Below are 10556 nucleotides of genomic sequence, written 5' to 3'. Positions count from 1 at the left end.
GCACGTAATCGACCCCGGCCCACCCCCGGCGGCATGCTCGGGAACACCGGGGCCCGGGCGGCGCACTCCGCCCGGGCCCCGGATCCCCCACCAGCCCGAACGTCCCCCCATGGAGGGTGATCCGCCATGTCCCAGGCCCTGCTCGCCGGTCTCGCCCGTACCAGCCGTCCCCAGTCCGCCCTGCGCAGGTTCCTCGCCCTCGACGCCGTCGTCACCGGGGCCAACGGCATCGCCTACGCCCTCGCCTCCGGTCCGCTCGGGGAGTTCCTCGGGATCGACGCGGGGCTCCTGCGCGCGCTCGGCCTGCTGCTCGCCGTGTACGCCGCCGGGGTCGCCCGGCTCGCGAGCCGGCCCCAGCCGCCGGCGCTCGGCGTGAAGCTGGTCATCGACATCAACGCGGTCTGGGCCGTCCTCAGCCTCGTCGCCCTCGTCGCCTGGCTGGAGCCGACCACCGCCGGACTCGTCTGGACCCCCCTCCAGGCCGCCACCGTCGGCGGCTTCGCCCTCGCCCAGTGGGCGTCCCTGCGGGCCGTCGCCCGCGGGGCCTAGGCCTCGAACGCCGGCAGGGACCTGAGGTACGCCACCGTCGCCGGGTCGGCCGGGAGGAACGTCTCGATGGCCAGCTCGGCGACCGTCACGTCCAGCGGGGTGTTGAACGTCGAGATCGACGACACGAACGACAGCACCCGCCCGTCGTGCTCGATCCGCAGCGGCAGCGCGAAGTACGGGTACACCTCCTCCGGCCCCGGGGCGGTCGAGCCGGGCCCCTCCTCCGAGCCCGGCGGCAGCGGATACGCCACCACCTCCTCGTACAGCGCGCGCAGCGACTCCGAGCGGACCAGCGCGATCTGACGCTCCATCTGGTGCAGCAGGTGCCCGCGCCACTCCGGCAGGTTCCTGATCCGCGGCGCGAGACCCTCCGGATGCAGCGTGATCCGCATCGCGTTCAGCGGCGGCGTCAGCAGGTGCTCCGGCAGCCCGTCGAGCAGCAGCCCGAGCGCCCGGTTCGCCGCCACCACCGTGTACGAGCCGTCCACCACGAGCGCCGGATACGGCTCGTACCCCTCCAGGAGCTGCCCGATGCCCACCCGCAGCGTCTCCAGCCGCGGCGCGTCCAGCGCCGACTCCGTGTAGCGGGGCGCGTAACCCGCCGCCAGCAGCAGCGCGTTCCGCTCCCGGACCGGCACCTCCAGGTGCTCGGCCAGCCGCAGGACCATCTCCTCGCTCGGCCGCGACCGGCCCGTCTCCACGAACGAGATGTGCCGCGCGGAGGAGTCCGCGCGCAACGCCAGCTCCAGCTGGCTCAGCCTCCGCTGCTCCCGCCAACCGCGCAGCAGCGGACCCACTCCCGTGTCGCTCACCACCGTTGTCATGGCCAGACGGTATCCCAGAGGGGGACCCGGGTAGTTTCCCCCGGGGGCCCAGTCCGCCACCCGCGCCACCCGACCGGAGGGAGCACCGCCGTGCCCACACAGCCGCTGTCGCAGAAGGAGATCGAGGACCGACTGCGGGAGCTCCCCGGCTGGTCCGTCGAGGACGACCGGCTCACCCGCGAGTACCGGCTCGGCGACCACTTCGCGGCGACCGCGCTCGTCGTCCACGTGGCCGGCATCCAGCAGGAGCTCGACCACCACTCGGACCTGACCCTCGGCTACAACACCGTCGCCCTGTCGGTGCAGACCCACTCCGCCGGCGGCGCCCTGACCGAGAAGGACTTCGAACTCGCCGAACGCGTCGAGGGCATCGCCCCCGGCCACGGCGCCGCCTGACCGACGGTCACCTCACCGGCCGGTGAGGACCGGCCGGGAAGGACCGGTGGGGGAGCCCCCGCCCTGGAAACCCCGCCCTGGAAACCCCGCCGGGGAGGGCCGCCCGCCTCCCGATCGTCGTACCGTCCGCCCTCGTACGATCGTCGGCATGGCGGAGACCCTGCTCGACTACGAGACCGAAGCGGCGCACTACGACCGGACCCGGGGCGGGGTGCCCCGGGCCGGCGCCGCGGCCGAGGCCGTGCTGCGGCTCGTACCGCCCGGCGCCCGGACCCTGCTCGACCTCGCCTGCGGCACCGGCCTCGTCACCGAACGGCTCACCCGCCCCGGGCTTCGCGTCCTCGGGGCGGACGCCGCCCACGCCATGCTGCGGGTCGCCGCCGACCGGGCACCGGGCCGCGTCCTGCGCGCCGACGCCCGGCGCCTGCCGCTGCCCGACGCCGCCCTGGACGCGGTCGCCGCCGTCTGGCTGCTGCACCTCGTCCCCTTCGCGGCGGAGATCGTCGCCGAGACCGCCCGCGTCCTGCGCCCCGGCGGAGTCCTCGTCGCCACCGTCGACAAGGACGCGTGCCACGACGTCGGCAGCGACATCGACGCGGTCCTCCGCCCGCACCGCTCGGCCGAGGCCGCCTCCGACCGGGCCGACCTGGTCACCCGGTACGCCGCCGCCCACGGACTCGCCCCCGCGCCCGGCACCGGCTTCACCGGCCACGGCCAGGGCGCCACCCCGCGCGACACCGTACGGAAGCTGCGCGCGGGGTACTTCGCCTCCTGGTTCCCCGGCGACGCGTCCACCGTCGAGCGGCTCGCCGCCGCCCTCGCGGCCCTCCCGGACCAGGACCGGCGCAGGCCCGACCCCCGGTACCGGCTGGCCTGCTTCGTCCGGCAGGGCTGAGCCCCACGGCCCGCCGCCGCCCCCGGCGCGGCCGAATCCGACCGTACGGACCCGACCGTACGGACCCGACCGTCCGGACCCGACCGTACGGACCCGCCGCCGCCCGCGTTCAGGACCGCCCGCTCGCCCAGGTCGCGTCCGCGAACGCCACGAAGGAGCGCGGCTCACGGCCCAGGACCCGCTTCACCCCGTCCGTCGCCGAGGAGTTGTGACCGTCGAGGAGCGTGCCGAACAGGGCCGCGAGCCACTGCGCCTCCGGAGCCGGCAGCCCGAACCCGGTGAGTATCTCCGCGTAGTCGGCCTGGGACACCGGCTCGTAGACCACCGGTCGGCCCGAGGCGCGCCCGATCTCCGCCGCCACCTCCGCGAAGCCGATCGGACGGGGCCCCGTCAGCTCGTGCACCAGACCGGCGTGACCGTCCGTCAGCAGGGTCTCGACGACCACGTCCGCGAGGTCGTCCACATCGATGAACGGCTCCGCCGTGTCACCCGCCGGGAAGACGACCGCACCCTCCGCGACCCCCTCCGCGAGCAGCCCCTCGGAGAAGTTCTGCGCGAAGAACGCGGCCCGTACCACCGTCAGTTCCACGCCGACGGCCGCCGCGCGCAGTGCCTCCTCCGCCACGACCGCCTCCGGCTCGCCCCGGCCGGACAGCACCGTCAGCCGCCGTACGCCGTGCTCGGCGGCCAGCCGGCCGAACGTCTCCATCGCCTCGACCCCGCCCGGCGCGGCCAGATCCGGGTAGTAGGCCACGTACGCGGCGTCCGCGCCCCGCAGTGCCGGACCCCAGGTCTCGGGGGCCTCCCAGTCGAACCGGGTCGCGCCGCTCCGGGACCCGGCCCGGACGGTCGCCCCGCGCGCCGTCAGCCGCTCGGCGACCCGGCGTCCGGTCTTTCCCGTGGCACTCGTCACCAGGACGGTGACGCCCCGCTCGTCGGCGCCCTGGTCGTTCCGCGTGTCGTTCGTCGTCTTCGTCATGGGTCAAGACTCCCGCCCGGGGCGCCCGCCGCCCATGCTCGGCCGTCTCGCGCACCTGCGTATCCGTCTCACCGCCCCCCTACGCTGTGCCCCATGGACGCACTCGCCGGACTCCTCGACGGACCCCGCGCCAGGGGCGCCTTCCTGCTCCGCATGGTCATGGAGCCGCCGTGGTCGGTGCGCATCGAGGACGGCGCCCCGATCTGCGTGATGTGCGTGACCGCGGGCGAGGCCTGGGTCGTCCCCGACTCCGGGGAGGCCGTTCCGCTGCGGCCCGGGGACATCGCCGTCGTCCGGGGCCCGGCGGCGTACACGGTCGCCGACGCCCCCGACGCCCCGCCCCGCGCGGTCATCGGGCCCGACGGCGTCTGCACCACCCTCACCGGCGAGCCGCTCGCCGACAGCATGCGGCTCGGCGTCCGCACCTGGGGCAACGCCTCCGACGGCGGCACCACCGTCCTCGTCGGCACCTACCGGATGGACGGCGAGGTCGGCCGCCGGCTCCTCGACGCCCTGCCCGAGCTGATCCACCTGCCCGCGGACGCGTGGAACTGCCCCCTCATGCCGTTCCTCGGCGAGGAGATCGCCCGCGACGAACCCGGCCAGTCCGTCGTCCTCGACCGGGTTCTGGACCTGCTGCTCATCTCCGGCGTCCGCGCCTGGTTCTCCCGGCCGGGGGCCGAGGCCCCCGCCTGGTACCGGGCCATGGGCGACCCGGTCGTCGGCCGCGCCCTGCGGCTGCTCCAGGACGACCCGGCGCACCCCTGGACCGTCGCCTCGCTCGCCGCGAAGACGGGGGTGTCCCGGGCCGCGCTCGCCCGACGCTTCACGGAGCTGGTGGGGGAGCCCCCGATGGGCTACCTCACCGGCTGGCGGCTCGCGCTCGCCGCGGACCTGCTGCGCGACAGCGACGCCACGATCGAGTCCGTCGCCCGGCAGGTCGGCTACAGCGGCGCCTTCGCGCTGAGCGCCGCGTTCAAGCGGGTCAGGGGCGTCAGCCCGCAGGAACACCGCGCCGCCGGGGCGTGACCGGGCCGGGGCGAGCGGGCCGGGGTCGCGCAGGCCCCCGGCCCGGATCGAGCACACCCCGGCGCGGGCGCCCGACCGCCCCGGGTATGACGATCGGAGCAACAAAGGATCGAATTTCTTGCCGGATCGGCAACCCTTCTCGCGCTCGCGCCGGACTCGACGCACGCTGGACCCATGAGCCAGCACACCGCACCGCACCACGGCCTCGCCCACGGCGACGGGCACCGCCACCAGCACACTCCCGGCGACCCGCACGGCACCGGGGACCAGCACCGCCCCTGCTCCCACCACAGCGGAGCACCCCTCGACTGGAACGAGATCGCCCCGCTCCTGGAGCAGCAGGCGGAGACCGAGAGCCCGGCCTACGCGGACGCCGCCGCCTGGCTCGGCACCCTCGCCCCGGCGCAGGGCGTCCGCCGGGTCCTCGACGTCGGCAGCGGTCCCGGCGTCGTCACCGGTGTCCTCGCCGAGGCCTTTCCGGCGGCCGAGGCCGTCGCCGTCGACGGCTCACCGGAACTCCTGGCCCGCGCCCGGGAGCGCGCAGCGGAACGCGGACTCGGCGCCCGGGTCTCCACCCTGCACACCGAACTCCCCGCGGGCATCGCCGAGCTGGGGAAGGCCGACCTGATCTGGGCGGGCAACTCCCTGCACCACATCGGCGACCAGCGGGCCGCGCTCGTCGAGTTCGTCGGCCTGCTGAACCCCGGCGGCCTGATGGTCCTCGTCGAGGGCGGGCTGCCCGCCCGCCACCTGCCCTGGCACATCGGCTTCGGCAGGCCCGGCCTGGAGGCCCGCCTCGACGCCGCCAACGCCGACCGCTTCGCCGAGATGCGGGCCGAGACCCCCGGGCACAAGGACGAGCCGGACGACTGGCGGGCCCTGCTCGCCGACGCGGGCCTCACCCCCGCCGGCACCCGCACCTTCCTCACCGACGTCCCCGCGCCGGTGTCCCCGGTGGTGCGCGGTCTGGCCCTCGCCCACTTCGGCCGGGTCCGGGACAGCTTCGACGACCGGATCGACGCGGAGGACCGCGCGGCGCTCGACCGCCTCCTCGACCCGGCGGACGACCTGTCGCTCCACCACCGCACGGACCTGTTCTACCTGGCGGCCCGCACGGTCCACACCGCCCGCAAGGGCTGAGGACCGCGCGGACCCCGCCCGCCGCGCGCCGCCGCCCGCCGGCGGGTCAGGACACCGGCTCCAACGTCCACCACTGGAACGGGGAGTCGGTGTCCTCCCACTGCCGCACGTCCCCGCCGTCCTCCTCGGAGGCGTCGGCCACCTCCAGGAACAGACCGCTGATGAAGCTCACCAGCGCGACCGTCCCGGGCGACGCCAGATCCTGCTCGATGATCCACTCCTGCGCGCCGAAGTTGTTCGCCTTCCACTGCTGGATGGTGGCGCCGTTCTCCGTGGAGGCGTTGGCGACGTCGAGGCGCTTGCCGCTGGCGGCGTTGACCAGGTGGTAGAGCCCGCCGCCGTTCGGCACGGCGGTGATGTGCCAGTGCTGGCCGGGCGTGCCCCGCTCGGCGCCCTGCTGCACGTTGGCACCGCTGCGGCCCGACCCCTCGTAGACCTCCAGGAGCAGCCCGCTGGCCACGTTCCGCACCCGGTACAGGCCCTCCTCCACGGGCACCGGAGAACCACCACTCACCGCATCGACTCCCTCGCTCGCACCCGCGACCCGCCGTGCGCCGGCCGGCTCCACGGTCCTTTCGCCGACCCTATGCCGGGGGTACGACAACGGCGCCGGGGCCCGTAACGGACCCCGGCGCCGCGGCGCTTCCGCGCACCGGTCAGGCGGCGAACTCCGCCGGGTCCGGGCCCAGCCGGCGGTCCTCGTCGAGGGCGGCGATCGCCGACAGGTCCTCGTCGTCCAGCTCGAAGCCGAAGACGTCGATGTTCTCCCGGATGCGGGACGGGGTGACTGACTTCGGGATCACCACGTTGCCCAGCTGGAGGTGCCAGCGCAGTACGACCTGCGCCGGGGTCCGGCCGTGCTTGCGGCCGATCGCGACGATCGCCGGCACGTCCAGGAGCCCCTTGCCCGAGCCGAGCGGCGACCACGCCTCGGTCGCGATGCCGTGCCGGGCGTGCACCTCCCGCGAGGCCTGCTGGGAGAGCTGCGGGTGGAGCTCGATCTGGTTGACCGACGGCACGACCGAGGTCTCGCCGATCAGCCGCTCCAGGTGCTCCGGGAGGAAGTTCGACACGCCGATCGCCTTGGCGCGGCCCTCCCCGGCGATCTTCTCGAACGCGCGGTACGTGTCGACGTACGCGTCCTTCGAGGGGACCGGCCAGTGGATCAGGTACAGGTCGACGTAGTCGAGGCCGAGCTTGTCGAGCGAGGCGTCGAAGGCCTTCAGCGTGGAGTCGAAGCCCTGGTCGCTGTTCCACAGCTTGGTCGTGACGAACAGGTCCTCGCGGGGGACTCCGGACGCGGCGAGGGCGCGGCCCGTGCCCTCCTCGTTGCCGTAGACCGCGGCGGTGTCGATCGAGCGGTAGCCGGCCTCCAGGGCCGTGGCCACCGCCGTCTCGGCCTCGTCGTCCGGCACCTGCCAGACGCCGAAGCCCAGCTGGGGCATCCGCACGCCGTTGTTCAGGGTGACCTGGGGAACCTTGCTGTCCGTGCTCACGTGGATGGGGATCCTTGTCTTGTCGCGGGTCGTGGCTGGCTACTCCCACCTTCAATGATCCGGGAGGCTCGTGCATTCCGTACCCCGATTCGCGATCTTCAGTGACGGGTCCTCGGAGCCGTACGGCGGGCGCCCCCCGACCGAGCCGCACGGCGGACGTCGCCCCGGACCGGCCCGTACGGCGAACGGTGACCGACCGGCCCGGGCCACGGCTCAGCCGTAGAGTGCCGCGACCTCCGCCGCGTACGCCCGCTCGATCGCCTTGCGCTTCAGCTTCAGGGACGGGGTCAGCAGCCCGTGCTCCTCGCTGAACGGGTGCGCCAGGATCCGGAAGGTGCGGATGGACTCGGCCTGCGAGACGAGGGTGTTCGCCGCCACCACGCCCCGCCGGATCTCCGTCTCCAGCGACGGGTCGCGGACGAGTTCGGCGGGCGAGAGCGGCGCCCGCCCCTGCATCGCCAGCCAGTGCTCCACCGCCTCCTGGTCGACGGTCACCAGCGCGGCGATGTACGGCCGGTCGTTGCCGACGACGATGCACTGGGCGATCAGCGGATGCGCCCGCACGCGTTCCTCCAGGGCCGTCGGCGCGACGCTCTTGCCGCCCGAGGTCACCAGGATCTCCTTCTTCCGCCCGGTGATCGTCAGATAGCCGTCCTCGTCGAGCGAGCCCAGGTCCCCGGTGGCCAGCCAGCCGTCGTTGAGGACGGCGGCGGTCGCCTCGGGGGCGTTGAGGTAGCCGGAGAACACCTGGCCGCCGTGCAGCCACACCTCCCCGTCGTCCGCGATGTGCACCGTGGTCCCCGGCACCGGCTGGCCCACCGTGCCGTACCGCGTCCGCTCCGGCGGATTGGCGGTCGCGGCCGCCGAGGACTCGGTCAGGCCGTACCCCTCGAAGACCGTGACCCCGGCTCCCGCGAAGAACAGCCCCTGCCGCCGGTCCATCGCGGAACCGCCCGACATCGCGTGCCGGAGCCGGCCGCCGAGGGCCGCGCGGACCTTCGCGTACACCGTCTTCTCGAAGAACTGGTGCTGCACCCGCAGGGCCGCAGAAGGCCCCGGACCGGTGCCGAACGCCCGGTGTTCGAGGGCCTCCGCGTACGCGACCGCGACCTCCACCGCCTTGTCGAACGGACCCGTCCTCCCCTCCCGCTCGGCCTTGCGGCGCGCCGCGTTGAAGACCTTCTCGAAGACGTAGGGGACGGCCAGCACGAAACTGGGCCGGAAGGCGGCGAGGTCCGGGATCAGCTCCGCCGCCGCCATCACCGGCTGGTGCCCCAGCTTCACCCCGGTGCGCACCGCCGCCACCTCCACCATCCGGCCGAAGACGTGCGCCAGTGGCAGGAACAGCAGCGTCGACGCCTCCTCGCCCGGACGGGACCGGAACACCGACTCCCACCGGCCGACCAGCATGTCCGTCTCGAACATGAAGTTGGCGTGGGTGATCACGCAGCCCTTGGGGCGGCCCGTCGTCCCCGAGGTGTAGATGACGGTCGCCACCGTCTCCGGGGTCACCGCCCGCCGGTGCCGGTGCACGACGTCCTCGCCGATGTCCGCCCCGGCCGCCGTCAGTTCGGCCACCGCGCCCGCGTCCAGCTGCCACAGCCGCTGGAGCCGGGGCAGCCGGTCGATCACCGAGCCGATCGTCATCGCGTGGTCCTCGTGCTCCACCACACAGGCCGTGACCTCGGAGTCGTGCAGCATCCAGAAGACCTGCTCGGCGGAGGACGTCGGGTAGATCGGCACGGGCTGCGCGCCGATGGTCCACAGCGCGAAGTCGAAGAGCGTCCACTCGTACCGGGTCCGGGACATCACGGCGACCCGGTCGCCGAACCGCACCCCTTCCGCGAGCAGGCCCTTCGCCAGGCCCAGCACCTCGTCCCGGAACCGTACGGCCGTCACGTCCCGCCATGCGCCGTCCGGCCCCTTCCGGCCGAACGTCACCCGGTCCGGCTCCGCCAGGGCACGCTCGAACACGGGGTCCGCCAGACCGCCGACCTGAGGCGCCGCCTCGACGGGCGGCACGGTGAACTCGCGCACTGACCTGCTCCTCGACGGGCTCGATGGCTGGAAAAGCTCGTTGTAGCGCTCCGTACGGCGCGGGTGACGGTACCCCACCCGACTGCCCGGCGGGAGGGCCTTCACCAAGCCGGGACATTCCGTGTTCGCACAGGTCAGGATGGGTGGACGAGCCAAGTGACGGATGCCGCCGGTGCGTTACCGACCGCCCGGTACGTCGACCGGGCGGGAATCTCCACGGAATCTGTACGGACCACGCACGCCCCGCCACCCGACGCACCACCGCACCTGCACCCGGACCCGCGCCGCACGACGCCCGCGGGCGCGGCCCACGGCGGCCCGGACGCGGCTCCACGGTGGCCCTGCCGCGCCCCCACGAGCCCGGCTGCGCACCAGACCCCGCGTGTGCGCCATCACCCCGAGCCCCGCCCGCGCCGCCGCCACGTTCGCGCTCAGGCTGGAACTCGTACACGCGATCCGCCACGCCCGGCCCTGCGCCTCCAGGGCCTCCAGCGCCCGCGCCCGGGTGATCCCCGGCGGCGGATACACGATGAGCGGCACCGGACGGTCGGGATCCAGCCGCAGCCCCGGCGCCCCGATCCAGATCAGGGAGTCCTCCCAGACCAGCCGCCCCTCGCTCTCGCCGCCCCGCCGCTTGGCCAGGATCAGATCCAGCCGCCCCGCGGCGAGCCGCGCCTGCAGCGTGCCGGACAGCTCCACCGTCAGCTCCAGATCGACCTCCGGATGCTCGCGCCGGAACGACTCCAGGATCTCCGGCAGCCGGGTCGTCACGAAGTCCTCCGACGCCCCGAACCGCAGCCGGCCGCGCAGCCGCGTCCCGCCGAAGTACGCCGCCGCCCGCTCGTGCGCCTGGAGGATCGTGCCCGCGAAGCCGAGCATCGCCTCGCCGTCCTCGGTCAGCGCCACCCGGTGGGTGTCCCGGGTGAACAGCGGCCGGCCCGTCGCCTCCTCCAGGCGCCGCACGTGCTGGCTCACCGTGGACTGCCGCAGCCCGAGGCGCTCCGCGGCCCGGGTGAAGCTCAGCGTCTGGGCCACGGCGAGGAAGGTGCGCAGATGTGTGGGCTCGTACACAGGACGACCGTAGCGCCTGCCCGGCCGTTCATCACGGAACGCGATGACAGTCAGTGGCCTGTGCGGGATTCCCGATCACCGGGCCCTGGGCCAGGATGGACGGGCGCGACACCCCCGCACAGAGCAGTGGAGCCCATGAC

At 74.2% G+C, this 10556-nt stretch carries 11 protein-coding genes; 5 read left to right on the top strand and 6 right to left on the bottom strand.

The window, feature by feature from the left end; genetic code table 11:
• The first annotated feature begins 126 nt into the window (after window positions 1-126).
• Window positions 127-549 (top strand): hypothetical protein, encoded by a 423-nt coding sequence (locus EAO70_RS37840; protein WP_187283835.1) that lies wholly within the window; start codon window positions 127-129, stop codon window positions 547-549.
• On the opposite strand, the gene EAO70_RS10670 is transcribed toward EAO70_RS37840, so the two are convergent.
• On the bottom strand, window positions 546-1373 hold the full coding sequence (locus tag EAO70_RS10670; protein WP_148002754.1) for a helix-turn-helix domain-containing protein: 828 nt from the start codon (window positions 1371-1373) through the stop codon (window positions 546-548). The genes EAO70_RS37840 and EAO70_RS10670 overlap by 4 nt on opposite strands.
• A gap of 90 nt (window positions 1374-1463) precedes the next feature.
• Here EAO70_RS10670 and EAO70_RS10665 point away from each other — a divergent pair, with 90 nt between their 5' ends.
• Complete coding sequence (locus EAO70_RS10665; protein ID WP_148002753.1) at window positions 1464-1769, top strand: 4a-hydroxytetrahydrobiopterin dehydratase; 306 nt, start codon at window positions 1464-1466, stop codon at window positions 1767-1769.
• A gap of 148 nt (window positions 1770-1917) precedes the next feature.
• Window positions 1918-2664 carry a class I SAM-dependent methyltransferase gene (locus EAO70_RS10660; protein ID WP_148002752.1) on the top strand — a complete coding sequence of 249 codons (747 nt, stop codon included), beginning with the start codon at window positions 1918-1920 and terminating at the stop codon, window positions 2662-2664.
• A 109-nt stretch (window positions 2665-2773) separates the two neighbouring features.
• On the opposite strand, the gene EAO70_RS10655 is transcribed toward EAO70_RS10660, so the two are convergent.
• Window positions 2774-3643, bottom strand: a complete 870-nt coding sequence (locus EAO70_RS10655) for an NmrA family transcriptional regulator (protein WP_148002751.1) — start codon at window positions 3641-3643, stop codon at window positions 2774-2776.
• Between the two features lie 93 nt (window positions 3644-3736).
• Between EAO70_RS10655 and EAO70_RS10650 the strand changes: the two genes are divergently transcribed.
• Together EAO70_RS10650 and EAO70_RS10645 are read left to right on the top strand one after the other, a co-directional pair.
• On the top strand, window positions 3737-4672 hold the full coding sequence (locus tag EAO70_RS10650) for an AraC family transcriptional regulator (RefSeq protein WP_148002750.1): 936 nt from the start codon (window positions 3737-3739) through the stop codon (window positions 4670-4672).
• A 174-nt stretch (window positions 4673-4846) separates the two neighbouring features.
• Entirely contained in the window at window positions 4847-5812 is a 966-nt protein-coding gene (locus EAO70_RS10645; protein ID WP_148002749.1) for a class I SAM-dependent methyltransferase, read from the top strand.
• A gap of 46 nt (window positions 5813-5858) precedes the next feature.
• Here EAO70_RS10645 and EAO70_RS10640 read toward each other — a convergent pair whose 3' ends face one another.
• The 4 genes from EAO70_RS10640 to EAO70_RS10625 all read right to left on the bottom strand — a co-directional run bounded on the left by EAO70_RS10640 (window position 5859) and on the right by EAO70_RS10625 (window position 10416).
• Window positions 5859-6326: an RICIN domain-containing protein gene (locus EAO70_RS10640; protein ID WP_187283834.1), complete on the bottom strand. Its 468-nt coding sequence runs from the start codon at window positions 6324-6326 to the stop codon at window positions 5859-5861.
• 142 nt (window positions 6327-6468) lie between these two features.
• A complete protein-coding gene (locus EAO70_RS10635; RefSeq protein ID WP_148003001.1) occupies window positions 6469-7257 on the bottom strand; it encodes an aldo/keto reductase in 789 nt (262 codons plus the stop codon).
• Window positions 7258-7521: 264 nt separating this feature from the next.
• Window positions 7522-9345 (bottom strand): AMP-dependent synthetase/ligase, encoded by a 1824-nt coding sequence (locus tag EAO70_RS10630; protein ID WP_148002747.1) that lies wholly within the window; start codon window positions 9343-9345, stop codon window positions 7522-7524.
• Window positions 9346-9522: 177 nt separating this feature from the next.
• The gene (locus tag EAO70_RS10625; protein WP_261992796.1) at window positions 9523-10416 is read right to left on the bottom strand and encodes a LysR family transcriptional regulator; all 894 of its coding nucleotides are present in this window, start codon (window positions 10414-10416) and stop codon (window positions 9523-9525) included.
• Window positions 10417-10556: the final 140 nt, after the last annotated feature.

Origin of the sequence: Streptomyces sp. adm13(2018) (genome assembly GCF_008042145.1) — a bacterium.
GTDB lineage: Bacteria > Actinomycetota > Actinomycetes > Streptomycetales > Streptomycetaceae > Streptomyces.
The sequence above is the reverse complement of the archived record's forward strand: the minus strand, read 5'-3'. Positions and strand labels throughout refer to the sequence as shown.

Coding starts and splice junctions, on each gene's coding strand:
- EAO70_RS10645 (WP_148002749.1), top strand. CDS start 4,847: ATGAGCCAGCACACCGCACCGCACCACGGCCTCGCCCACGGCGACGGG.
- EAO70_RS10655 (WP_148002751.1), bottom strand. CDS start 3,643: ATGACGAAGACGACGAACGACACGCGGAACGACCAGGGCGCCGACGAG.
- EAO70_RS10650 (WP_148002750.1), top strand. CDS start 3,737: ATGGACGCACTCGCCGGACTCCTCGACGGACCCCGCGCCAGGGGCGCC.
- EAO70_RS37840 (WP_187283835.1), top strand. CDS start 127: ATGTCCCAGGCCCTGCTCGCCGGTCTCGCCCGTACCAGCCGTCCCCAG.
- EAO70_RS10635 (WP_148003001.1), bottom strand. CDS start 7,257: ATGCCCCAGCTGGGCTTCGGCGTCTGGCAGGTGCCGGACGACGAGGCC.
- EAO70_RS10660 (WP_148002752.1), top strand. CDS start 1,918: ATGGCGGAGACCCTGCTCGACTACGAGACCGAAGCGGCGCACTACGAC.
- EAO70_RS10670 (WP_148002754.1), bottom strand. CDS start 1,373: ATGACAACGGTGGTGAGCGACACGGGAGTGGGTCCGCTGCTGCGCGGT.